Origin of the sequence: Streptomyces sp. NBC_01515, assembly GCF_045040345.1 — a bacterium.
Lineage (GTDB): Bacteria > Actinomycetota > Actinomycetes > Streptomycetales > Streptomycetaceae > Streptomyces.
On the sequence record NZ_CP109416.1, the window covers coordinates 7,891,080 to 7,914,472 of the forward strand.

22 protein-coding genes and 3 tRNA genes are annotated in these 23,393 nt (G+C 70.4%); 17 read left to right on the plus strand and 8 right to left on the minus strand.

Features of this window, described 5'->3' with window-relative positions:
• Positions 1–8 precede the first annotated feature (8 nt).
• From OG407_RS35790 to OG407_RS35800, 3 genes are all read left to right on the plus strand, one after another.
• A tRNA-Glu gene (locus OG407_RS35790) sits at positions 9–81 on the plus strand.
• Between the two features lie 20 nt (positions 82–101).
• Positions 102–173, plus strand: a tRNA-Gln gene (locus OG407_RS35795).
• Between the two features lie 28 nt (positions 174–201).
• Positions 202–274 (plus strand) — tRNA-Glu (locus OG407_RS35800).
• Between the two features lie 154 nt (positions 275–428).
• On the opposite strand, the gene ndgR is transcribed toward OG407_RS35800, so the two are convergent.
• Positions 429–1,145 carry an IclR family transcriptional regulator NdgR gene (ndgR, locus tag OG407_RS35805; protein WP_019068721.1) on the minus strand — a complete coding sequence of 239 codons (717 nt, stop codon included), beginning with the start codon at positions 1,143–1,145 and terminating at the stop codon, positions 429–431.
• A 189-nt stretch (positions 1,146–1,334) separates the two neighbouring features.
• Here ndgR and leuC point away from each other — a divergent pair, with 189 nt between their 5' ends.
• From leuC to OG407_RS35825, 4 genes are all read left to right on the plus strand, one after another.
• The gene (gene leuC, locus OG407_RS35810) at positions 1,335–2,759 is read left to right on the plus strand and encodes a 3-isopropylmalate dehydratase large subunit (protein WP_405863671.1); all 1,425 of its coding nucleotides are present in this window, start codon (positions 1,335–1,337) and stop codon (positions 2,757–2,759) included.
• Positions 2,760–2,764: 5 nt separating this feature from the next.
• Positions 2,765–3,358: a 3-isopropylmalate dehydratase small subunit gene (leuD, locus tag OG407_RS35815; RefSeq protein WP_033282691.1), complete on the plus strand. Its 594-nt coding sequence runs from the start codon at positions 2,765–2,767 to the stop codon at positions 3,356–3,358.
• Positions 3,359–3,633: 275 nt separating this feature from the next.
• Positions 3,634–3,864, plus strand: coding sequence for a hypothetical protein (locus tag OG407_RS35820; RefSeq protein WP_033282690.1), 231 nt, complete (start codon positions 3,634–3,636; stop codon positions 3,862–3,864).
• A 138-nt stretch (positions 3,865–4,002) separates the two neighbouring features.
• The gene (locus OG407_RS35825; RefSeq protein ID WP_327401064.1) at positions 4,003–4,617 is read left to right on the plus strand and encodes an HU family DNA-binding protein; all 615 of its coding nucleotides are present in this window, start codon (positions 4,003–4,005) and stop codon (positions 4,615–4,617) included.
• A 102-nt stretch (positions 4,618–4,719) separates the two neighbouring features.
• On the opposite strand, the gene OG407_RS35830 is transcribed toward OG407_RS35825, so the two are convergent.
• Positions 4,720–4,923 (minus strand): hypothetical protein, encoded by a 204-nt coding sequence (locus OG407_RS35830; RefSeq protein ID WP_405863674.1) that lies wholly within the window; start codon positions 4,921–4,923, stop codon positions 4,720–4,722.
• A 19-nt stretch (positions 4,924–4,942) separates the two neighbouring features.
• Complete coding sequence (cofC, locus tag OG407_RS35835) at positions 4,943–5,581, minus strand: 2-phospho-L-lactate guanylyltransferase (RefSeq protein ID WP_390156813.1); 639 nt, start codon at positions 5,579–5,581, stop codon at positions 4,943–4,945.
• A 144-nt stretch (positions 5,582–5,725) separates the two neighbouring features.
• On the opposite strand from cofC, the gene OG407_RS35840 reads away from it, so the two are divergent.
• The 3 genes from OG407_RS35840 (at position 5,726) to OG407_RS35850 (ending at position 8,858) form a co-directional block, all read left to right on the plus strand.
• A complete protein-coding gene (locus OG407_RS35840) occupies positions 5,726–6,535 on the plus strand; it encodes a lysophospholipid acyltransferase family protein (RefSeq protein WP_405863676.1) in 810 nt (269 codons plus the stop codon).
• A complete protein-coding gene (locus tag OG407_RS35845) occupies positions 6,532–7,542 on the plus strand; it encodes an NAD(P)H-dependent glycerol-3-phosphate dehydrogenase (protein WP_033282685.1) in 1,011 nt (336 codons plus the stop codon). Before OG407_RS35840 ends, OG407_RS35845 begins: the two co-directional genes overlap by 4 nt.
• Positions 7,543–7,700: 158 nt before the next feature.
• A complete protein-coding gene (locus OG407_RS35850) occupies positions 7,701–8,858 on the plus strand; it encodes a D-alanine--D-alanine ligase family protein (RefSeq protein ID WP_327401059.1) in 1,158 nt (385 codons plus the stop codon).
• 1 nt (position 8,859) lies between these two features.
• Here the strand turns inward: OG407_RS35850 and OG407_RS35855 are convergent, their stop codons facing one another.
• Both OG407_RS35855 and OG407_RS35860 read right to left on the minus strand, forming a co-directional pair.
• Positions 8,860–9,351, minus strand: coding sequence for a DUF3515 domain-containing protein (locus OG407_RS35855; RefSeq protein WP_405863678.1), 492 nt, complete (start codon positions 9,349–9,351; stop codon positions 8,860–8,862).
• Positions 9,352–9,371: 20 nt separating this feature from the next.
• Positions 9,372–9,605 (minus strand): Lrp/AsnC family transcriptional regulator, encoded by a 234-nt coding sequence (locus OG407_RS35860; RefSeq protein WP_003997603.1) that lies wholly within the window; start codon positions 9,603–9,605, stop codon positions 9,372–9,374.
• Between the two features lie 218 nt (positions 9,606–9,823).
• Between OG407_RS35860 and OG407_RS35865 the strand changes: the two genes are divergently transcribed.
• Positions 9,824–10,789 carry a thiamine-phosphate kinase gene (locus tag OG407_RS35865; RefSeq protein ID WP_019058663.1) on the plus strand — a complete coding sequence of 322 codons (966 nt, stop codon included), beginning with the start codon at positions 9,824–9,826 and terminating at the stop codon, positions 10,787–10,789.
• Complete coding sequence (thiD, locus tag OG407_RS35870) at positions 10,786–11,580, plus strand: bifunctional hydroxymethylpyrimidine kinase/phosphomethylpyrimidine kinase (RefSeq protein ID WP_403587343.1); 795 nt, start codon at positions 10,786–10,788, stop codon at positions 11,578–11,580. Before OG407_RS35865 ends, thiD begins: the two co-directional genes overlap by 4 nt.
• A 110-nt stretch (positions 11,581–11,690) precedes the next feature.
• Here thiD and rpmB read toward each other — a convergent pair whose 3' ends face one another.
• A complete protein-coding gene (gene rpmB, locus OG407_RS35875; protein ID WP_003973430.1) occupies positions 11,691–11,876 on the minus strand; it encodes a 50S ribosomal protein L28 in 186 nt (61 codons plus the stop codon).
• 259 nt (positions 11,877–12,135) lie between these two features.
• Here rpmB and OG407_RS35880 point away from each other — a divergent pair, with 259 nt between their 5' ends.
• The gene (locus tag OG407_RS35880; protein ID WP_405863680.1) at positions 12,136–13,803 is read left to right on the plus strand and encodes a DAK2 domain-containing protein; all 1,668 of its coding nucleotides are present in this window, start codon (positions 12,136–12,138) and stop codon (positions 13,801–13,803) included.
• 26 nt (positions 13,804–13,829) lie between these two features.
• On the opposite strand, the gene OG407_RS35885 is transcribed toward OG407_RS35880, so the two are convergent.
• Together OG407_RS35885 and OG407_RS35890 are read right to left on the minus strand one after the other, a co-directional pair.
• Positions 13,830–16,781 (minus strand): tetratricopeptide repeat protein, encoded by a 2,952-nt coding sequence (locus tag OG407_RS35885; RefSeq protein ID WP_405863682.1) that lies wholly within the window; start codon positions 16,779–16,781, stop codon positions 13,830–13,832.
• Complete coding sequence (locus tag OG407_RS35890) at positions 16,781–18,607, minus strand: HSP90 family protein (RefSeq protein ID WP_405863684.1); 1,827 nt, start codon at positions 18,605–18,607, stop codon at positions 16,781–16,783. Before OG407_RS35890 ends, OG407_RS35885 begins: the two co-directional genes overlap by 1 nt.
• A gap of 168 nt (positions 18,608–18,775) precedes the next feature.
• Between OG407_RS35890 and recG the strand changes: the two genes are divergently transcribed.
• From recG to OG407_RS35910, 4 genes are all read left to right on the plus strand, one after another.
• Positions 18,776–20,989: an ATP-dependent DNA helicase RecG gene (recG, locus tag OG407_RS35895; protein WP_405863686.1), complete on the plus strand. Its 2,214-nt coding sequence runs from the start codon at positions 18,776–18,778 to the stop codon at positions 20,987–20,989.
• 104 nt (positions 20,990–21,093) lie between these two features.
• Complete coding sequence (gene rsmD, locus OG407_RS35900; protein ID WP_405863688.1) at positions 21,094–21,681, plus strand: 16S rRNA (guanine(966)-N(2))-methyltransferase RsmD; 588 nt, start codon at positions 21,094–21,096, stop codon at positions 21,679–21,681.
• Between the two features lie 26 nt (positions 21,682–21,707).
• A complete protein-coding gene (gene coaD / locus OG407_RS35905) occupies positions 21,708–22,187 on the plus strand; it encodes a pantetheine-phosphate adenylyltransferase (protein WP_366490413.1) in 480 nt (159 codons plus the stop codon).
• Positions 22,188–22,286: 99 nt separating this feature from the next.
• The gene (locus OG407_RS35910) at positions 22,287–23,378 is read left to right on the plus strand and encodes a cell division initiation protein (protein ID WP_405863690.1); all 1,092 of its coding nucleotides are present in this window, start codon (positions 22,287–22,289) and stop codon (positions 23,376–23,378) included.
• The last annotated feature ends 15 nt before the right edge of the window (positions 23,379–23,393 follow it).

Here is a 23,393-nt window from a genome sequence, read left to right on the forward strand (position 1 = left end):
TCGCTAGGGCCCCCGTTGTGTAGCGGCCTAGCACGCTGCCCTCTCACGGCAGTAGCGCCGGTTCGAATCCGGTCGGGGGTACGCTTTACCTTGAATCACCTTGGTCTATGGTGTAATTGGCAACACTACGGTTTCTGGTACCGTCATTCTAGGTTCGAGTCCTGGTAGACCAGCTTTGATCTGCGGAAACGTACGATCTGGGCCCCCGTTGTGTAGCGGCCTAGCACGCTGCCCTCTCACGGCAGTAGCGCCGGTTCGAATCCGGTCGGGGGTACGTACAGGAAAGACCCTCCACTTCGGTGGGGGGTCTTTCGCGTTGTCCGCCCCGTGCGTCAACTCGGCGTGCTCCACCAGGAGTTGGGGGCCGGACATGACGAAGGGCCTGCCGCGGCGTTGAGGCAGGCCCTCCTTGAGATGTTCCCGGCGGATCAGCCGGTGCGGCGCAGGGCCTCGGAGAGGCGGGCGGCGGCGTCGATGACCGCCTGGGCGTGCATACGGCCCGGGTGACGCGTCAGGCGCTCGATGGGGCCGGAGACGGACACGGCGGCCACCACGCGGTTCGAGGGGCCGCGCACCGGCGCGGAGACGGACGCGACGCCCGGCTCCCGCTCGCCGATCGACTGGGCCCAGCCCCGGCGTCGTACGCCCGAGAGGGCCGTGGCGGTGAAGCGGGCGCCCTGGAGGCCGCGGTGCAGGCGCTCCGGCTCCTCCCAGGCCATCAGGATCTGCGCGGACGAACCTGCCTTCATCGTGAGCGTCGAGCCGACCGGGACCGTGTCCCGCAGTCCGGACAGGCGTTCCGCCGCGGCGACGCAGATGCGCATGTCGCCCTGGCGGCGGTAGAGCTGCGCGCTCTCGCCCGTGATGTCCCGCAGATGCGTGAGCACCGGGCCCGCCGTGGCGAGCAACCGGTCCTCGCCGGCGGCCGCGGCCAGCTCGGCGAGACGGGGGCCGAGAATGAACCGGCCCTGCATGTCTCGCGCCACCATGCGGTGGTGTTCCAAAGCCACGGCCAGCCGGTGTGCCGTGGGTCGTGCCAGCCCGGTCGCCGCGACCAGACCCGCGAGGGTGGCCGGACCGGACTCCAGAGCGCCCAGGACAAGGGCTGCCTTGTCCAGGACGCCGACGCCGCTACTGTTGTCCATGAAACGATACTCGCGTCTCACTCTGTGAAACGCAAGTTCCTTTTTTCGTGAGACGCGCAACTCTTGTAGGCACAGCGGCCCGCGGACCAACGGGCCAGGCGGCGGCTGCCCGTGAACCAGGGGTGCGAGCGCCGTCTCCTCAAGATCTCTAGTTGGGCCGGCGCTGTTTCGCCGGCCGGAGGGAAAGCGATGGGTAGGACACTCGCGGAGAAGGTCTGGGACGACCATGTCGTCCGGCGCGCCGAGGGCGAGCCCGACCTCCTCTTCATCGATCTGCACCTGCTGCACGAGGTGACCAGCCCGCAGGCCTTCGACGGTCTCCGCCAGGCCGGGCGTCCCGTGCGGCGCCTCGACCTCACCATCGCCACCGAGGATCACAACACCCCGACCCTCGACATCGACAAGCCCATCGCGGACCCGGTCTCCCGGGTCCAGCTGGAGACGCTGCGCAAGAACTGCGCCGACTTCGGCGTGCGCCTGCATTCCCTGGGCGACGTCGAGCAGGGCGTCGTCCACGTCGTAGGGCCGCAGCTGGGGCTGACCCAGCCCGGTACCACGGTCGTGTGCGGTGACTCCCACACCTCCACCCACGGCGCCTTCGGCGCGCTGGCGTTCGGCATCGGCACCTCCCAGGTGGAGCACGTGCTGGCCACCCAGACGCTGCCGCTGGCCCGCCCGAAGACCATGGCCATCACGGTCGACGGCGACCTGCCCGACGGCGTCACCGCCAAGGACCTGATCCTCGCCATCATCGCGAAGATCGGCACCGGCGGCGGCCAGGGCTACATCCTCGAATACCGCGGCTCCGCCATCGAGAAGCTCTCGATGGAAGCCCGCATGACCATCTGCAACATGTCGATTGAGGCCGGGGCACGCGCGGGCATGATCGCCCCCGACGAGACCACCTTCGAGTACATCAAGGGCCGCGCCCACGCCCCCGAGGGCGAGGACTGGGACGCCGCCGTCGCGTACTGGAAGACCCTGAAGACCGACGCCGACGCGGAATTCGACGCCGAGGTCGTCATCGACGGTCCCTCGCTGGCGCCGTTCGTCACCTGGGGCACCAACCCCGGTCAGGGCGCGCCGCTTTCGGCGTCCGTCCCCGACCCGGCTTCGTACGAAGACGCTTCGGAGCGCTTCGCCGCCGAAAAGGCCCTGGAATACATGGGGTTGGAGGCCGGCCAGCCGCTGCGCGACATCAAGGTCGACACCGTCTTCGTAGGTTCGTGCACCAACGGCCGTATCGAGGACCTGCGCGCGGCAGCCGAAATCGTCGAGGGACGCAAAGTCGCCGACGGTGTACGGATGCTGGTCGTCCCGGGCTCCGCGCGGGTCGGTCTGCAGGCCGTCTCCGAGGGCCTGGACGTCGTGTTCAAGGAGGCCGGCGCCGAATGGCGGCACGCGGGCTGCTCGATGTGTCTGGGCATGAACCCGGACCAGTTGGCGCCCGGTGAGCGCTCTGCGTCCACCTCCAACCGCAACTTCGAGGGCAGGCAGGGCAAGGGCGGCCGTACGCACCTCGTCTCGCCGCAGGTCGCCGCCGCGACCGCCGTGCTGGGCCACCTGGCCTCGCCCGCCGATCTGTCCGACGCCCCTGTGCCCGCTGGAGTCTGAGAGTCATGGAAGCATTCACCACGCACACCGGCCGGGCCGTTCCACTGCGCCGCAGCAACGTGGACACCGACCAGATCATCCCCGCCCACTGGCTCAAGAAGGTGACCAGGGACGGCTTCGAGGACGGGCTCTTCGAGGCCTGGCGCAAGGACGAGAACTTCATCCTCAACCGCCCCGAGCGCAAGGGCGCGACGGTCCTGGTGGCAGGCCCCGACTTCGGTACGGGCTCCTCGCGTGAGCACGCCGTGTGGGCGCTGCAGAACTACGGCTTCAAGGCCGTCATCTCCTCGCGGTTCGCCGACATCTTCCGCGGTAACTCGCTGAAGAACGGCCTGCTCACGGTGGTTCTGGAGCAGAAGATCGTGGACGCGCTGCAGGACCTCACCGAGAAGGACCCGCAGGCCGAGGTCACGGTCGACCTGGAGGCCCGCGAGGTGCGCGCCGAAGGCATCACCGCCGCCTTCGAACTCGACGAGAACGCCCGCTGGCGGCTGTTGAACGGCCTGGACGACATCTCCATCACCCTCCAGAACGAGGGCGACATCGCCACGTACGAGGCCAAGCGCCCCTCGTACAAGCCGCGGACGGTCCAGGTCTGACCCGAAGGACCTCACGAAGCCTTCCCCGAGTCGAGATTCGGCCACGCGACACCCCGTCTGTACCCCCGATCGCCACGATTGGGGGTACAGCCATGTCTGCACCCGAACGGCCCTGCGCGCCTGCAACGCTTTGCTCAACTTCCCATGTTAGACAGGGTGTTGACGGGGTACGTGCAGCTTTGAGCCAAGGCTGCCGCCGGACCCCTGAAGGCTGTTTGAGGCACCAGTTGCTACCCCCGCAGGCGACAACTCGCCCCAGATGGCACAATCTGTGCATGGAACACGACGGCCAACTCAAGCTCTATGCGGCAGTCGCGGACCAACTCAAAGAAGCGCACACAAGGGTGCGCGCACTGCAAGTCCCGGAGGGCGTACGGATGGCGCTGGCCCGGAAGCTGCTGGTCATTACGGCCGCGGCCAAGCACGATCTCGCCGACGCGACAAGGCGGCTGGACCGGTTCACAGAGGACCTCGACGCGGGTCGATTCCCGGAAGAGGAACGCTGAAACAAGTCCAGGACAGCCGAGTTCGTTGCGGCGCACGGGTGATTAGCCCGTTTCGTGTTTGATTTGCGGTATATATCTGCCTAACGTGCGAAAAAGCCGGAGCAGTTTCGTTCCGGCAATGTCTCCGAAGGGGAAGACGTGAACAAGGCGCAGCTCGTAGAAGCGATTGCGGACAAGGTCGGTGGCCGTCAGCAGGCCGCCGAGGCGGTCGACGCGGTTCTGGACGCGGTCGTCCGCGCCGTCGTCAATGGGGACCGGGTTTCGGTCACCGGCTTCGGTTCGTTCGAGAAGGTCGACCGTCCGGCCCGTTACGCCCGCAACCCCCAGACGGGCGAGCGGGTTCGGGTCAAGAAGACCTCCGTGCCGCGCTTCCGCGCGGGCCAGGGTTTCAAGGACCTGGTGAGCGGCTCGAAGAAGCTCCCGCGCGGCGGCGAGGTCGCCGTCAAGAAGGCGCCCAAGGGCAGCCTGAGCGGCACCGCCTCGGCGACGGTCAAGAAGGCCGCGGCCAAGAAGACCACCGCCAAGAAGGCGTCTGCCGCCAAGAAGACCGTGGCGAAGAAGACGGTCGCCAAGAAGACCGTCGCGAAGAAGGCCACGGCCAAGAAGGCCACCGCCAAGAAGACCACGGCGACGGCGAAGAAGACGGCGGCCAAGAAGGCCACCGGCACCGCCACGAAGGCGACGGCCAAGAAGGCGCCCGCCAAGAAGTCGGCGACGCGCAAGACCACCGCCAAGAAGGCCACCACCCGCTAGTCACGGGGCGCAGGGCACTCACGCGCCGGGCCGGACTCCCTCTGGGAGTCCGGCCCGCGGCGTGTTCAGGGGGACGGGAAGCAGGGCGTACGGAAAGGGCGTTCAGAAGGTCTGCAGCGTCACCAGCGTGACCCTGAGGCCGCCCTGGGGCCCCTCGGTCTCGATCCGCACCCGCTGTCCCGGCCTGAGCAGCCGCAGCCCGCCCGCGTCGAACGCGGCGGCGTCGAAGGACACCGGGGTGCCGTCGTCGAGCAGCACACTTCCGGTACGGGTCCCGGCGTCGTAGGTGTAAGCGGTCGCCTGCATGGGCGCAGCCTACTGCCGGTCACTGGCCCGGAATCAGCAGCCCCGCCGCCGCTGCCGCCGTGCGCGGGCCCACCCCGAGAGCCAGTGCCGCCCGCAGGTCCTCGCCGGTGTCCACGTCCTGCCGTACGGAATCCACCGCGTCCAGGGTGAGTTCGCTCGCCCCGGAGGCGCGATGGCGGGCGCGGGAATCCGTGCCGAAAGCCGGGCGCAATTCGCGGCCCTCTCGGGCGGTGAGCAACGTGGTGCCGATTGCGGCGGCGTCCGGGAGGAATGCGCGCGGGAATTCGGCGGCCGCGTCCAGGACCCGGGCCAATTCCGCGGGGCGCAGAGCCGGCAGATCGGCGTTCAGGGCCGCCACGGCGCTTTCGGGTCGGGAAACCCGCACGACCGCCGCCGCGTGCCGCAGAGCGGCGTTCAGGCCGCCTCCCGGCTCGTCGGCGACGATACGGGCGCCCAGCGCGGCCAGCTCGCGGCCGGCCAGGGCGTCGTCCGTGACGACCGCCACATCGCGGACCGCCGGGCAGGCCAGCGCGGCTGCCACGGTGTCCTGGGCGAAGGCGAGGGCGAGGCCGGGGCGCAGCCCGTCGCCCGCCGTGTCCGAGAGCCTGCTCTTGGCGCGCGCCAGAGGCTTCAGGGGGATGACCAAGGTCCACTGCACGGGCGTTCCGCCCCTCTCTTGTCGCGGCCATTGTCACCCGGCGCCCCTGGCGGTGTCGGTGGCGGGGCGTACGGTGTTCTCGACAGACCGACGGCCTGGGGCGACACTTGTGCGGCCCCCCAGGTCCAAGAGGAAGGTGTTCGCGTGCCCCGCCGCAGAATCGGGTTCTGGTACCGCTTCGCAGCGGTCCTCTGCAAACCACCGCTGGTGGTTCTGATCAAGCGGGACTGGGGCGGAATGGAGCACATTCCGGCCGAGGGCGGGTTTATCACCGCCGTGAACCACAATTCACAAGTGGACCCCTTCGCATACGGACACTTTCAGTACAACACCGGACGTGTTCCGCGATTCCTGGCGAAGAGCGGCCTTTTCGGGAAGGGATTCGTCGGTGCCGCGATGCGCGGCACCGGACAGATCCCCGTCTACCGCGAGACCACGGACGCGTTGAGTGCCTTCCGCGCCGCGATCGACGCCGTGGAACGCGGAGAGTGCGTCGCGTTCTATCCCGAGGGCACCATCACCCGGGACCCCGACCAATGGCCCATGACCGCCAAGACCGGTGCCGCGCGGGTGGCCCTGCAGACCCAGTGCCCGGTGATTCCCGTAGCGCAGTGGGGCGCCAACGAGTTGCTCCCGCCGTACGCCAAGAAATTGCACGTCTTTCCGCGCAAGACCAGCCATGTGCTCGCGGGCCCGCCGGTGGACCTCACGCGTTTCTACGGCAAGGAGATGAGCCCGGACCTTCTCAAGGAGGCGACCGAGGTCATCATGGCCGACATCACCCGCCTGTTGGAGCGGATCCGCGACGCGAAGGCACCCGAGACGCCCTACGACCCGCGCCGCGAGCGGATCGAGCAGCGGCGCCGGACGGCCGTGGAAACACAGGAGTTGGAGGCTCGGGCCCAGTCGGCACTTGAGCCGAAGGTCGAGCAGGAAGAGGGGCAGGGCACGTGAGCAAGCCGGTCAAGGCGGCTGTCTTCAGCGCCGGTTCGTGGGGCACGGCTTTCGGCATGGTGCTCGCCGACGCGGGGTGCGAGGTCACGCTGTGGGGGCGCCGCGCGGAGGTCGTGGAGGCCATCAACTCCACGCGTACGAACCCCGATTACTTCCCCGGCGTCGAACTCCCGGAGAACCTGCGGGCCACCACCGACGCCGCCGAGGCCGCCGCCGACGCCGACTTCACCGTCCTGTCGGTCCCTTCGCAGACGCTGCGCGCCAACTTGGCCGACTGGGCACCCCTGTTGGCGCCCGACACGGTCCTCGTCTCGCTCATGAAGGGCGTCGAGCTCGGCTCCGTCATGCGCATGAGCGAGGTCATCGAGGACGTCGCCAAGGTCGGCCGGGACCGTATCGCCGTGGTCTCCGGACCCAACCTCGCGCGCGAGATCGCCTCCCGGATGCCGGCCGCCGCGGTGGTCGCGTGCACCGACGAGGCCGTGGCCCGCCGGCTCCAAACCGCTTGCCACACCCCGTACTTCAGGCCGTACACCATCACCGACGTCGTGGGCTGCGAGCTCGGCGGCGCGGTGAAGAACGTGATCGGCCTCGCCGTCGGCATCGCGGACGGCATGGGGCTCGGGGACAACGCGAAGGGTTCGCTCATCACCCGGGGTCTCGTCGAGACGACCCGGCTCGGGCTCGCGATGGGTGCGGATCCGCTCACGTTCTCCGGGCTCGCGGGCCTCGGCGATCTGGTGGCGACCTGTTCCTCGCCGTTGTCGCGCAACCACACCTTCGGTACGAACCTCGGCAAGGGCATGACCCTTCAGGAGACCATCGCGGTCACCAAGCAGACCGCGGAGGGCGTCAAGTCCTGTGAGTCCGTGCTGGACTTGGCCCGTCGGCATGATGTCGACATGCCCATCACGGAGACGGTGTTCGAGATCGTGCACGAGGGGAAGTCGCCGGTGGTGGCCGTCAAGGAGCTCATGTCGCGCAGCGCCAAGCCGGAACGTCGCTGAGGGCTCCGCCAGGGGTGCCGCTGGGTGCCGTTGTGCGGCTGCGGCGCCGTCGTGGCTGGGCGCGCAGTTCCCCGCGCCCCTTCCGGGGCGCTTGTCGAACCGCCGCTCGTCAACGGACGCTGACTCGAAGCGCTGCCACCGGGTACTCTCATCGCGATATGAGCACCGAGAACCTCTCCCAGAACCCTGAGCAGCCGCCTCGCAAGCCGCGTGTGGCCGTCGTGTTCGGCGGTCGCAGCTCCGAACACGGGATCTCCGTGGTCACCGCCGGGGCCGTCCTCGCGGCCATCGACCGGGACAAGTACGACGTCCTGCCGATCGGCATCACCCGCGAAGGCCGCTGGGCCCTCACCGCCGACGCCCCGGAGCGGATGGCGATCACCGACCGCCGTACCCCGGACGTCGAGGAACTCGCCGAGTCGAGCGAGGGCGGCGTGGTGCTCCCGCTCGACCCCGGGAACCGTGAAGTCGTCGTCAGCGAACCGGGATCCGTGCCCAAGGCGCTCGGCGAGGTCGACGTCGTCTTCCCCGTCCTGCACGGCCCCTACGGCGAGGACGGCACCCTGCAGGGACTCCTGGAGCTGTCCGGTGTGCCGTACGTGGGCGCGGGTGTGCTCGCCTCGGCCGTCGGCCAGGACAAGGAGTACATGAAGCGGGTGTTCACCTCGTTCGGCCTCAAGGTCGGCCCCTACGTGGTGATCCGGCCGCGCGAGTGGGAGCGGGACGAGTCCGCCGCACGCAAGAAGATCATCGACTTCGCGGGTGAGCACGGCTGGCCGCTGTTCGTGAAGCCCGCGCGCGCGGGGTCGTCGATCGGCATCACCAAGGTCGACGAACTGGCCGGTCTCGACGAGGCGATCGAGGAGGCGCAGCGGCACGACCCGAAGATCCTCGTGGAGGCCGCGCTGCGTGGCCGCGAGATCGAGTGCGGGGTCCTGGAGTTCGAGGACGGCCCGCGCGCGAGTGTGCCGGCCGAGATTCCGCCGCCCCAGGAGCACGCGTACTACGACTTCGAGGCGAAGTACATCGACTCGACCCCCGGTATCGTGCCCGCCCCGCTGACGCCGGAGGAGACCGCCGAGGTCCAGCGGCTCGCGGTGGACGCCTTCGACGCGGCCTCCTGCGAGGGGCTCGTGCGGGCGGACTTCTTCCTTACCGAAGACGGCGAGTTCGTCATCAACGAGATCAACACGATGCCCGGGTTCACGCCGATCTCGATGTACCCGAAGATGTGGGAGGCCAGCGGCGTGCCCTACGGCGAGCTGGTGGACCTCCTGGTGCAGGCGGCGCTGCGCCGGTCGACCGGACTGCGCTGAGCTAGTCGGCGATCCCTGCGGGGATCGCCTTCTCGACCGACTTCGCGAGGTCGACCAGCGGTGCCATGCCGTCTCCGGTGCGGTCCTTCGGGATGGTCACCTCTACGTACGCCTTCCGCAGCGTCGTGGTGAAGCGGAAGGAGCCGTCGTCCTCCTTCTGGAGGAGCCAGCCGACGCCGTTCACCTCGACGCCGTCGGCCTCCGGGTCGTTCATCTTGGCGGGTCTGACGACACCGCAGCGCAGTATGATCGCCGGGTTCCCCCAGCCCGCGGTCAGCGCGGACGCGGGCTCGGGATCCCGGCGGCCCAGGTCGTCGACCTTCGACGGCAGCATCTTGTCCAGGTTCCGGCACAGCCCGGTGACCTTCGCGCCCGGCGAGGGAACCGCCGCCGACACGCCGTCGTCTGCTGAGGAGCAGCCCGCGACGGTGATCAGCGCGGCGAGCACGGACAGCCCGATGACAGAACGGTGCCGGTGACGGAGAGAGTTCACCGGCCAAGGGTAGACGGGGGCTACAGATGCACCACCGGGCAGGTCAGGGTGCGGGTGATGCCGTCCACTTGCTGGACTTTGGCGACCACCATGCGGCCGAGGTCGTCGACCGTGTCGGCCTGGGCCCGCACGATCACGTCGTACGGTCCTGTCACGTCCTCGGCCTGGATCACTCCAGGGATCTTGCTGATCGTTTCGGCGACGGTCGACGCCTTGCCGACCTCCGTCTGGATCAGGATGTACGCCTGTACCACGGAACCTCCAGGGCGGCCACGAGGATCATGTGGGGAAAAGGAACGCCACGGTATCGCGTCGCCGCTCACCACGGGGAGACCCGCGGAGGTCCGGGCCCTTGTGCCGGGGCGCGGGCACGACTGAAGCGGGCACGACCGAAGTCGACGGTCACCTCGACCGTACCGAGCACACCGACGGCTCGCGACCGGGCGCTGCCGTCACGAGAAGAGGACGAACGATGAAGGGCACCGTCGGTGAGTTGGGGGAGTTCGGGCTCATCAGGGAGCTCACTTCCCGGCTCACCACCACCCCCGCGGTCCGGGTCGGCCCCGGCGACGACGCCGCGGTCGTCGCCGCGCCCGACCGCAGGGTCGTGGCGAGCACCGACATACTGCTGGAGGGCCGCCACTTCCGCCGCGACTGGTCCACCGCCTACGACGTCGGACGCAAGGCCGCCGCGCAGAACCTCGCGGACATCGCCGCCATGGGCGCCGTACCGACCGCGCTGCTTCTCGGCCTGGTCGTACCCGCCGAACTCCCGGTCACCTGGCCCATGGAGCTGATGGACGGCCTGCGCGACGAGTGCCAGGTCGCGGGCGCCTCGGTGGTCGGCGGCGATGTCGTACGGGGCGACACGATCATGGTGTCGATCACCGCGCTCGGCGATCTGCGCGGCCGTGAGCCGGTCACCCGGGGTGGTGCCCAGCCGGGCGATGTGGTCGCCGTGACCGGGTGGCTGGGCTGGTCCGCGGCCGGGTTCGCGGTGCTGTCGCGGGGTTTCCGCTCGCCGCGCGCGTTCGTGGAGGCGCACCGGCGCCCCGAACCGCCGTACCACGCGGGTCCCGCGGCGGCCGGGCTCGGCGCGACCTCGATGTGCGATGTGAGCGACGGGCTGATCGCCGACCTCGGGCACATCGCGGAGGCCAGCAAGGTCCGCATCGACATCCGGTCCGGCGCGATCGACGTCCCGACGCAGATGAACGACATCGGGCAGGCCGTCGGCGTCGACCCCATCCAGTGGGTGCTCACCGGGGGTGAGGACCACGCGATCGTGGCGACCTTCGCACCGGACGTGAAGCTGCCGGCCCGCTGGAAGGTGATCGGCGAGGTCCTCAACCCCTCCGCACTGCCCCAGGTGACGGTCGACGGGGCGCCCTGGACCAGCAAGGGTGGCTGGGACCACTTCGGGGACATCGAGTCGTGAAGCCTCTCGTGCTGACGGTCGCAGGCTCCGACTCCGGTGGAGGGGCCGGAATCCAGGCCGACTTGAAGACGATGCTGGCGCTCGGCGTGCACGGCATGAGCGTCGTCACGGCGGTCACGGCGCAGAACTCCCTCGGCGTACAAGGCGCTTGGGAACTTCCGGCGGAGGCGGTGCGCGCCCAGTACCGCAGCGTGGTCGACGACATCGGCGTACAGGCCGTGAAGACCGGGATGCTCGCGTCGGCCGAACTCGTCGAGACGGTCGCGGGGTTGATCGGCGACACGGACGTTCCTACGGTCGTCGACCCGGTCGGCATCTCGAAGCACGGGGACTCGCTGCTGGCGGCCTCCGCGCTGGACGCCGTACGGACGAAGCTGTTGCCGGTGGCGACCGTTGCCACGCCGAATCTGGACGAAGTGACGCAACTCACCGGCGTGCGGGTCGAGTCGGAGGGCCAGTTGCGCGAGGCCGCGGCGGCTGTGCTGTCGTACGGGCCGCGGTGGGTGTTGATCAAGGGTGGTCATCTGCCGGGTGACGCGGTGGATCTGCTCACCGATGGCTCCGAGGAACACTGGCTGCGCGCGCCCCGGCACGACAACCGGCACACCCATGGGACCGGCTGCACGCTCGCCTCGGCGATCGCGTCACAGCTCGCCAAGGGGGAGTCGGTTCCGGAGGCGGTGACGGCGGCGAAGGCGTATGTCACGGGGGCGATCGCGGCGGGGTTCGCGCTCGGGGGAGGCATCGGACCCGTGGATCACGGGTGGGCGCTGCGGCGCGGGGATTCCTGAACTGGGTTTCCTGAGCTGTGCTTTTGAGAGGGCACGGCAAAAAGCCGGCCCACACGAGGTGGACCGGCTCGATGCAGCGAACCAGCAGTGGCCGCGCGCTCAGCAGTGCGTCAGCGCGAGACCTTGCCGGCCTTGATGCACGAGGTGCAAGCGTTCACGCGCTTCGGCGTCCCACTGACCACGGTACGGACGCGCTGGATGTTCGGGTTCCAGCGACGGGACGTACGGCGGTGCGAGTGCGAGATGTTGTTGCCGAAGCCCGGCCCCTTGCCGCAGACGTCGCAGTTGGCAGCCACGGGTCACTCCAAAGACTTCAGATGCACAGATGCACTTACGGATGATCCCGGCATGCCGGGATCGAGATCGTAGGATCTGGAAGTGGCACTGCCAGGGGGGATGGCCCGATCGGGATCGGGCAACCGGAGCAGCATACAACGACCGCGCCAGTACAACGAAACTACCATGCCTGGTCGGGGGCCCGCTCCGGCCCTCCTCGGGCCCGGGCCGCCCCAAGGTCTACGCTGCGGTCCAGTCCAGCAGCTCAAGGAGGCGCAGGTGCCGCAGGTGCCGCAGACATTCTTCGATGCTCTCGCGGTGCGCACCTGGTGCGGTCTCGCGCTGCGGGCGCTGGGGCGTGCGCGCGAGGAGATCGACGCGATCAACGTGTACCCGGTGGCCGACGGGGACACCGGCACCAACCTGTACCTGACCATGGAGTCCGCCGTCGCCGCGGTCGAGGCGGTGTTCGACGGACACGGCACCCTCACCGAGCGGAAACCGCCGCTGGCCGACGCCGCCCGCGCGATGGCCCACGGGGCCCTCATAGGGGCGCGCGGCAACTCCGGGACGATCCTCGCGCAGCTGCTCCGGGGCATGGCCCAGGTCCTCGCCGCCGACGGTGAGACGGCTCACACGGACGGGGAGGGCCTACGGCTCGCCCTGCGCCGCGCGGCCGACTCCGCCCGGCACGCGGTGGCCCACCCGGTCGAGGGCACGGTCCTCTCGGTCGCCTCGGCGGCGGCGGACGCGGCCGACGGCACCGACGGCGACTGCGGGACCGTGGCACGGGCTGCCTATGAGGGAGCGTGCGCGGCGCTGGCCGCGACCCCGGGGCAGCTGGCCGTCCTGGAGCGCGCGGGAGTCGTCGACGCGGGCGGGCGGGGGCTGGTGGCGGTGCTGGCCGCGCTGGTGGAGACGTTCACGGGGGAGGTGCCGGTCTTCATGGTTTTGGAGGCGCACGCACGCGTGGAGGCCGTTCTGGATTCAGGTGCTCCCGAAGTCACCCCTTGCGGGGGCGATGGCCCCGCCTTCGAGGTGATCTACCTCCTGGAGGCCGACGACTCGGCCGTGACCCGGCTGCGGCAGCGGCTGGACGCCCTTGGCGACTCGCTCGTCGTGGTCGGCGGGGACGGCCTGTGGAACGTCCATGTGCACGTCGACGACGCGGGCGCCGCCGTGGAGGCAGGTGTCGAGGCCGGACGGCCGTACCGGATCCGGATCACCCACTTCGGGCTCGGTGACGTCCACACCACCGGTGCCGAACGGCCGCCCAGGGAGCGTGCGCAGCGGGCCGTCGTCGCCGTGGTCCCGGGGGAGGGTCTGGCGGGGCTCTACGGAGAGGCAGGCGCGACCACCGTGCTCGCGCGCCCCGGGGAGCCGCCCGCCAGCGGGGAGTTGGTCGCGGCCGTACGGCGGGCACACGCGCGTGAGGTCGTGCTGCTGCCCAATGACGCGGAGCTGCGGCACACCGCCGCCGCTGCCGCCGAGCAGGCCCGGGCCGAGGGCATCCGGGTCGCGCTGATCCCGACGCGCTCCGCGGTCCAGGGGATCGCCGCGCTCGCCGTGCACGAGCCGGAGCGGCGCTTCGACGAGGACGTCGTCTCCATGACCTCGGCGGCGGGCGCGACCCGCTACGCCGAGGTCGCCGTCGCCGAACGTCAGTCCTGGACCATGGCCGGCATCTGCCAGGCCGGGGATGTGTTGGGTCTCGTCGACGGTGATGTGGCGGTGATCGGCGCCGATGTCACGGCCACCGCCCGGGCCGTCCTGGACCGGATGCTCGCGGCCGGTGGCGAACTGGTCACGCTCGTCCTCGGCGACGAGGCGCCCGTGAGCGTCGCCGACATCCTGGAGATCCACGTCCGGGAGTCGTACCTCGCCGTCGACACGGTGGTGTACCGGGGCGGCCGACAGGGTGCGCTGTTGCTCATCGGCGTGGAGTAGGTCCCTAGTCCCACCCTCAACTCCCCCTACTTTTCCGTCTGTTCCTCCATCAGCTGGAGGAGCTGCTCCGCCTCGGCGCGACGGGCCCGTACCGTCTCGTCGCCGTCGTCGGCACCCTCGTAGGCCTGCAGTACGCCACGCGCGCGTGCCGCCGCGTCGGCGGGGCGGCTGAGGTCGGCCTCCAGCCAGCCCGCGGCGAGTTCGGCTCCGGTGCGGGTGTGCACCGCGCCCTCTCCTAGGGCGGCGAACACGGTGACCGCCTCCGCGGTCTGTGTCAGGGCGTCCTCGAACGCGGCCTGGATCGCGGTGTCCTCGGCCTCCTCGGCGACGGAACGGGCCAGCAGCTCACCGAACTGCCGGTGCGTGTGGCCGAGTTCGCCGGTGAGCCGCTGCCGCGCCTCCTGGTCGTCGGTCACGAGCAGCGCGGCCTCGCACTCCTGGATCGCGCCCGCCATCAACTCCCGTGCGCGGTCCAGGCCCCGGTCCGCCCGGTCCGCGCGCAACGCCAGCCACGCGCGGGCGCGCAGCGAGCGGACGAGCCCGTGCACGTTGCCCAGGGAGCGCCACAGGTCGCCCGCGCGCTCGTACGCCTGGTCGGCCTCGGCGGGCAGTTCCGCGTGGCCCAGGGACTCGGCGGCGAGGTGGGCGAGCGTCGCGTGGTCGTTCTGCTCGGGCCAGTGCCGGGCGATCTCGGCCGCCTGCAACCGCCGTTCGGCAGCGGCCCGGTGCTCGCCCAGCTCGCTCAGACAGTCACCGAGCCACCACTGCGTCTGGACGATCGCGCCGTCGCCGTGCGTCTCGACGCTCAGGTCGGGCAGCGCCGACTCCAGCACCTCTGCCGCCTCGGCCCACCGGCCCTGGCGCAGCAGGAAGCCGCCGAGCTGGTGCCGCGCCCAGGCGCCCAGCGTCGGACCCTCGCCGGCCTCGTCGGACCAGTGCGCGGCCTCCAGGGCGTGCTCAGCGGCCTCCTCGGACCGCCCTCGGCCGCCGAGCACCTCGGCGAGCTGGAGATGCAGCTGCGCCCGCCCAGGGGCCTCCAGGTACGGCCCACCGTGCTCCAGGGCCGCCCGCAGCGCCCGCTCCGCCTCCGTGACGTCGCCGAGGTGATGGGCGAGCCCGGCCAGCCGGGCCTCGTACTCCACCGCGAACCACGGCAGCTCCGCGACCACGAACGCCGTGGACGCCTTCGAGAACAGCCGGACGGCCGTCTCCACATCCCCGGCCCGCACCGCGAGTTCGGCCAGCATCGCCTGCCCCTCGGCACCCCGCGCGGCCAGCCGCACATCGGCCACGTCACCAGGAAGGGGCCGCCCCTCGACGAGAGCCAGCACTTCCCGTACGGCGGCCTCGGCGGCGGCCAGGTCCCCGCTGTCGGGTTCGTGGTCGGGGGAGTCCCCGTGGACCCTGCGCATCAGGATGCGTGCCCGGCTCATCAGCACGGCCGCCGTCTGCCGTACGCCGGTGCCGTCCTCGGCGTACAGGGCGAGCACTCCGTCGTACGGCTCGGCGATCGCCGTGAGGGCCTCGTCGATCTCGCCCGTGAGAGCGCGTACGTACGCTCCACGCGCGCGTGCCGCCCACGCCTCCCCGGGGTCGCCCGCCTCGGCGAACAGCCCGGCCGCGCGCTCGAAGAGGGCGATGCCCTCGGGGCCGCGGTCCATCGCCTGGTGGTCGGCGATCTCGGCGCGGTCGCGGGCGGACAGCTCGACGCCCTCGGCGGCCCGGGAGACCGCCAACCAGGCCTCCACGGCGTGCGGTTGGAGGGTGTCCGACAGCCGCCGCGCCTCCGCGAGGAGCGCGGTGAGGTCCTTCTCCGGGATGACCTCGGGTGCTGTGGCCGTCACCGGCGCCGCTGTCGGCCGGCCCGCCGAACGCACTCCCAGGGGGAGCCGTTCCACCAAGGGCCGCTGGTCCATGCGCGCGCGTGCCTGGTCGCCGACGTGGGTCGTGCCGTTGCGTTCGTCGAAGCGGGCGGCCAGGGAGAGGGTCTCCACGCGTGCGTGGGCGGCGAGTTCGCGTGCCGTCCAGGTGCGGCCGGCCGGGCCCGGCACCTGCTGGCCGCCGAGTCCCAGCTCGGTCAGCCGGTCCATCAGCAGGGTCACCACGGAGAGGAAGTCCAGCCCGCTGCGCGGGTTCCCGGAGTCCGTGAAGTACGCCGGACGCTCCGCGAGCAGCTCCAGACCGCGTGCCTCGTTGCCGCTCAGCGCGCAGAACTCCACATGGTCCGCGTAGGCGCCCCGCATGCTCTCCATGGGCCGTACGAGACGGAAACCGCGCAGGTGATGGGCGCGCGCCTCGTCGGCCCGCCCGAGGCGCAGCAGCGGGGTCAGGGAGGACGCGAGGACGGTGTGCGGCTCGTGGGCGCAGGTGAACTCGCCCTCCAGGACCGGCTCCCACAGGTCGAGGGCCTCGGCGTACCGCTCCCGCTGCACCTGCCACTCGCCCTGGGTGTGCAGTTCGCACGCGTGACAGTCGGCCATGGTGTCCCGGTCGGCGGCCAGCCACGCGGCGTACGCCCGCTCGGCCCGCGCCAGGTCGCCGACGTGCGAGGCGACGCTGAACTCGGCGCTGCGGACGGCCCGTTCGGAGTGTCCGGCCAGCCGGTAGCGGTGCTCCATCTCGCCGAGCCACTTCTCGATCGACGCGAGCGGGATGTGCGGCTGGCCCAGCATCCCGGACGACACCCACTTGAAGACCCAGTGCAGCGAGTGGACCTCGTACTCGTCGAAGTCCTCCGGCCGTTCGTCCCACATGCGCAGCAGGCGCGCGAAGGGGACGAACATCTTGTCCTTCTCGGAGCTGTAGTTGTAGACCTTCAGCTGGTGTCCGAGCGCCTCGATCACCGCGAGCGGGACGTCCAGCTTCTCGGCCTCGACGAGCAGGTGCTCCGCGCGCGCGTTGCGGGCCGGTCCCTCCGGCTCCTCGGAGTTCTCCGCCATCGCCCGGCGCAGCGCGTCGAAGTCCGTGATCCCTGTCATCAGTGCTCGCCCTCCCCGTGTGTGGCCCACTCCAGGAGGCCGATGAACGCCCGGTTCAGCAGTGCCGAATCGGCGGGGCGCAGTGGTCGCTGCGCCATCAGGAGTGCCTGCCCGTAGAGCGACTCCGTGGCCGTCCCGATCAGGTCCCGGTCCCTCAGCGAACTGATCCGCCGGATCAGCGGGTTGAGGTGGTTGAGCACGAGACGCGCGCGTGGGGCGCTGCCCCGCAGCGAGCCCAGGATGCCCGCCCACAGGTCGTCGGCCTGCTCCTCGGCCTCCGCGCGGGCCTGCTCGTGCCGGGCGGACCGGTCGTCCAGGTGCAGCGCGGGCACCGACAGCGGATGGAAGGCCCGGAGGACGACATCGCAGCCCAGGGGGTCCAGCTTGGCCCGCGCGGCGGCCAGGAAGTCCGCCAGGGCCAGCTCCTCGGCCGGGTCGACCGAGTCCAGGTGCGCGGTCACGGTGTCCGAGTCCAGCTCGGCGACCACCGTCCCCGGGCGCACCGACGGCAGCGCCTCGACCAGCTCGCCGTCGTAGGTGTAACCGCCGTTGATCACCCCGATGCCCTGCGCGGACGCGATCGGGGCGACCTGCCGGTACTCCTCGACGGTCCGCGTGAAGTGCACCACCGGGTGGCGCTGCGCGAACTCCTCCAGGGACACCCGTCCGTCGGTCGTCTCGAACGGGAGCCACGGCAGCATCGTGCGCAGCATCTCCTTGTCGTGCCGCGCCAGGGACTTCACCCCCAGGTGGTGCACCGACAGGAACGCGGCAAGACGCTCCGGATCACCCGCCGCGAGCCCGGTCAGCCAGGCCCGGATCCGCTCCCCGAGCGCCTCCCGTACGGCGGCCAGCGTCTCGTCCTCGTACAGCGACTCGCGCGAGGCCGTGGGCCGCAGACTGTCCGTGTCCAGCACACAGCGCACGAAGAACGCCCAGTCGGGCAGCAGCTGTTCGGCCCGCTCGGTCAGCAGCATGCCCTTGAGATGCACCCGGTGACTCGCCCGCTGCGCCGGACTCACGGCACCGGGAAGGACGTAGGCCACCCCCCGGATCCCCGCGAGCGGCACGGACAGGTCGATCGAGTCCAACGGCGTGAACCCGAACAGCTCGTGACAGTGCCGCGCCAGCGCCACCCTCCGGGTGCTGGGACTCGGGTACGACCGGTCCCAGGGCGCGGGCAGGTCGGTGATCGCCTCGCCGTCCACGCGCACGTCGTACGGCAGCAGCGCCCCGAAGTCCCGGGCCAGCGCGAGGACCTTCTCCTTGGTGAGCCATTCGCCGGCGCCCGCGCGCGCCACCAGGTGCACGGTGGTGCCCGGTTCGGGGCGCTCGGAGTCGGGGAGGGTCCGCACGGTGTACGAGCCGTCGTCGGTCGCCGTCCACTCCACGGGCGGCGCGTCGGGCGTGCGGGCGCTGCGGCTGACGACCCGGATCCGCTCGGCGACCACGAAACAGGCGAGCAGCCCGATGCCGAACTGCCCGAGGAAGTCGGAACGAACCTCCTGGAGCCCGTCGGCCCGCTTGGAACTACGGCCGATGGTCGCGAGGAGGTTGTGCACGTCCGCCTCGGTGAGCCCGACGCCGGAATCCTCGACGCGCAGGGTGCCCCCGTCGGCGAACAGCCGTACCAGGGCAGGGGAGTCGGGCTGCTCGGCCCGGCGCGCGGTGATCGCGTCCACGGCGTTCTGCAGCAGCTCGCGCAGATAGACCTTGGGGCTGGAGTAGAGGTGATGGGAGAGCAGGTCCACCAGACCGCGCAGGTCGACCTGGAACGTGTGGGGTGACTGGGATGCCTGGGATGACTGTGAGGTCTGGGAGTCCATCGTCGCAGCGCCGAGGTGGGGGAAGTGCGATCGGCGCGAGGGTCGGGCGGTCCCTGTGAGGCGGTGACCGCGGGGGATGGCCGGAGCGCGCCATCCTAGGCCTCGAACGACCCGCCTGACCAGGAGTTTCGCAAGACGTATACGGCATTGTCAGTGGCGTGGTGTGCAATGGATCTCGTGCCCGCACTGGAAGAACCACTGAAAAAGGTGCTCGGCCCCGCCACCGCGAAGGTGATGGCCGAGCATCTCGGCCTGCACACAGTGGGCGACCTCCTGCACCACTACCCGCGCCGGTACGAGGAGCGGGGCCAGCTCACGCACCTCGCCGAGCTGCCGATGGACGAGCACGTCACCGTGGTCGCCCAGGTCGCCGACGCCCGGCTGCACACCTTCGCGTCCAGCAAGGCCCCCCGGGGCAAGGGCCAGCGTCTCGAAGTCACGATCACGGACGGCAGCGGCCGGCTCCAACTCGTCTTCTTCGGCTCGGGAGTTCACAAACCCCACAAGGAACTGCTGCCGGGCACGCGCGCGATGTTCGCCGGCAAGGTCTCCGTCTTCAACCGCCGCCTTCAACTCGCTCATCCGGCGTACGAGTTGCTGAAGGGCGACGCCGAGGAGACCGTGGAGACCTGGGCGGGCAGCCTGATCCCCATCTACCCCGCCACCGCCAAACTGGAGTCCTGGAAGATCGGCAAGGCCCTCCAGACGGCACTGCCCAGCGCCCAGGAAGCCGTCGACCCCCTCCCGGACTCCCTCCGCGAGGGCCGCGGCCTGGTCTCCCTCCCCGAGGCCCTCCTCAAGATCCACCGCCCCCACACCAAGGCGGACATCGCCGCAGCCCGCGACCGCCTCAAGTGGGACGAGGCCTTCGTCCTCCAGGTGGCCCTGGCCCGCCGCCGCCACGCGGACGCCCAACTCCCCGCCGTAGCCCGCAAACCGTCCCCCGACGGCCTCCTCTCGGCCTTCGACGACCGCCTTCCGTTCACCCTCACGGACGGGCAGGTGAAGGTCTCCAAGGAGATCTTCGACGACCTGGCTACGGAGCATCCGATGCACCGGCTGCTGCAAGGAGAGGTCGGATCGGGAAAGACAATGGTGGCCCTACGAGCCATGCTCGCCGTGGTCGACGCGGGCGGGCAGGCCGCGATGCTCGCGCCCACCGAAGTGCTCGCGCAGCAGCATCACCGGTCGATCACCGAGATGATGGGGGAACTGGCCGAGGGCGGGATGCTGGGCGGGGCCGAGCCGGCCACCAAGGTCACCCTGCTCACCGGCTCCATGGGGACGGCCGGCCGCCGTCAGGCCCTCCTGGACCTCGTCACCGGTGAGGCCGGGATCGTGATCGGCACGCACGCGTTGATCGAGGACAAGGTCCAGTTCCACGACCTGGGCCTGGTCGTGGTCGACGAACAGCACCGCTTCGGCGTGGAACAGCGCGACGCCCTGCGCGGCAAGGGCAAGCAGCCCCCGCACCTCCTCGTCATGACCGCCACCCCCATCCCGCGCACGGTCGCCATGACGGTCTTCGGCGACCTGGAGACCTCGGTCCTCGACCAACTCCCGGCAGGCCGCTCACCCATCGCCAGCCACGTCGTCCCCGCCGCCGACAAGCCGCACTTCCTGGCCCGCGCCTGGGAGCGCGTCCGCGAGGAGGTCTCCAACGGCCATCAGGCGTACGTCGTCTGCCCCCGCATCGGCGACGAGGACGACGACCCCAAGAAGGCCGGCAAGACCAAGAAGAAGTCCCCCGAGGACGAGGCGGAGAAGCGCCCACCACTCGCCGTCCTCGACATCGCGGCCCAACTCGCCAAGGGCCCGCTCCAAGGCCTGAAGATCGAGGTGCTGCACGGCCGTATGCACCCCGACGACAAGGACGCGGTCATGCGCCGCTTCGCCGCCGGGGACACGGACGTCCTGGTCGCGACGACGGTCATCGAGGTCGGCGTCAACGTGCCCAACGCCACGGCGATGGTCATCATGGACGCCGACCGCTTCGGCGTCTCCCAGCTCCACCAGCTGCGAGGCCGAGTGGGCCGAGGCTCGGCTGCCGGCCTCTGCCTCCTGGTCAGCGAGATGCCCGAGGCCAGCCCCGCCCGCCAACGCCTCAACGCCGTCGCCTCCACCCTCGACGGCTTCGAACTCTCCCGCATCGACCTCGAACAGCGCCGCGAGGGCGATGTGTTGGGGCAGGCCCAGTCCGGTGCCCGTACGTCCCTACGGGTCCTGTCGGTCATCGAGGACGAGGAGGTCATCGCGGAGGCGAGGGAGGAGGCGACGAGTGTGGTGGCAGCCGATCCGGAACTCACGGGGCTCCCCGGCTTGCGGACAGCCCTGGATGCCCTCTTGGACGAGGAGAGGGAGCAGTACTTGGAAAAGGGCTAGCGATGACCCCCAGGGGCGCGGGGCTGTATTGAATATGCGGCTACCGCCGCGTGCGCGCGACCAGCCACAATGAACCTGCACCGACCCACGAACAAGGACCCCAGATGACCCGCGTGATCGCCGGCGAAGCCGGTGGACGTCGACTCGCCGTCCCGCCCGGCACCGGCACCCGCCCCACCTCCGACCGCGCACGCGAGGGCCTCTTCTCCACCTGGCAGTCCCTCCTCGGCGCCCCCCTGCACGGCGAAAGGGTCCTGGACCTGTACGCGGGCTCGGGCGCCATCGGCCTCGAAGCCCTGTCCCGCGGCGCGAGCCACACCCTCCTCGTGGAGGCCGACCCGAAGGCCGCCCGCGTCATCAGGGAGAACGTCAAGAACATCGGCCTCCCCGGCGCCGAGGTCAGGGCGGGCAAAGCGGAGCAGATCGTCCAGACGCCGGCGCCGGCAGACCCGTACGACATCGTCTTCCTCGACCCGCCGTACGTTGTCGCAGATCACGATCTTCGGGAGATTCTCCTCACACTCCGGTCCGGGGGCTGGCTCGCGCCGGACGCGCTCGTCACCGTGGAGCGCAGCACCAGAGGCGGCGAATTCGGGTGGCCGGACGGATTCGACGCGATCCGGGCCCGGCGCTACGGCGAGGGGACCTTTTGGTACGGTCGCGCCGCCTCTACGTGCGAAGACGCACGATGACCGGACCGGAGAGCGAGGGAACTCAGTTGCGCCGCGCCGTTTGTCCGGGGTCGTTCGACCCCATCACCAATGGACACCTCGACATCATCGCCCGTGCCTCCCGGCTGTACGACGTCGTGCACGTCGTCGTGATGATCAACCAGTCGAAGAAGGGCATGTTCACCGTCGACGAGCGGATCGAGCTGATCGGCGAGGTCACCGCCGAGTTCGGCAACGTCCAGGTCGAGGCGTACCACGGACTGCTCGTCGACTTCTGCAAGCAGCGCGACATCCCGGCCATCGTCAAGGGCCTGCGCGCGGTCAGCGACTTCGACTACGAACTGCAGATGGCCCAGATGAACAACGGTCTTTCGGGCGTCGAAACCCTGTTCATCCCCACCAGCCCCACCTACAGCTTCCTGTCGTCCTCGCTGGTCAAGGAGGTCGCGCAGTGGGGCGGCGACATCTCCCACCTGGTGCCGTCGATCGTCCTGGAAGCGCTCCACGAGCGGCTCGGCCAGGGCTGAGGCACTGACAGTGCGTCACCCGGTGTCGGGCGGGGCGGGTGTGGTCGTACAGTCGACCCGTCCGTCTCCAACACGTCGGTAGAGAGTGGCGAGCACACGGTGGACGTGCAGAAGAAGCTCGACGAGATCGTCGCCTCGGTCTCCAGCGCCCGGTCCATGCCCATGTCGGCCTCGTGCGTGGTCAACCGCGCCGAGCTGCTCACGCTGCTCGAAGAGGTGCGCGCGGCCCTGCCGGACTCGCTGGCGGAGGCGCAGGAGCTGATCGGCGGCCGGCACGAGATGGTCGAGCAGGCCCGCCAGGAGGCCGAGCGGATCATCCAGACCGCGCACGCCGAGCGCGGCTCGCTGATCTCCGACACCGAGGTCGCCCGCCGCTCGCAGAACGAGGCGGACCGCATCCTCGCCGAGGCCCGCCAGGAGGCCGAGGAGGTCCGCGGGGAGGCCGACGACTACGTCGACTCCAAGCTCGCCAACTTCGAGGTCGTCCTCACCAAGACCCTCGGTTCGGTCGGCCGCGGCCGCGAGAAGCTGCTCGGCACCGGCCCCGGCATCGACGACCAGGGCTACGAGGACGAGGACGCCCCCGAGCGCAGCCACGACCCCGAGACCCTGCGCCGCGACGCCGACGCGTACGTGGACGTCAAGCTCGGCGCCTTCGAGGCGGTGCTCGCCAAGACCCTGGAGGCCGTAGGGAAGGGCCGGCAGAAGCTGCACGGCCGGCTCGCCAGCGACGATCTCGGCGCCCTCTCCCTCGACGACGACGGCAACCAGGTCCAGCACACCAGCGACGCCGACTACCTCGCCGACCTCGCGACCGTCACGGACACCCCGGTCTCGAACACCCCGCTCCAGCCCGAGCAGCAGGACTACGCCCCGCAGGCGGCCTACGACTACCAGCAGACCGCCCAGCAGCAGGACCCGTACGGCTACCAGCAGCAGGGTTACGCCCAGCCCCAGCAGCAGGACCCCTACGGGTACCAGCAGGCCGACCCCTACGCCTACCAGGGCTACGACACCGGCCAGCAGCCCGTGTACGACCCGAACCAGATGCAGCAGGCCCAGCTCGACCCGCAGCAGACCCAGCAGGCCCAGGCTCAGCAGGGCTACGCGCTCGACGAGACCAGTCTCTTCGACACCGGCATGATCAGCGCGGAGCAGCTGCGGGCCTACGAGCAGGGTCGCGGCCTGTAGCGATCCGGGCCGGTG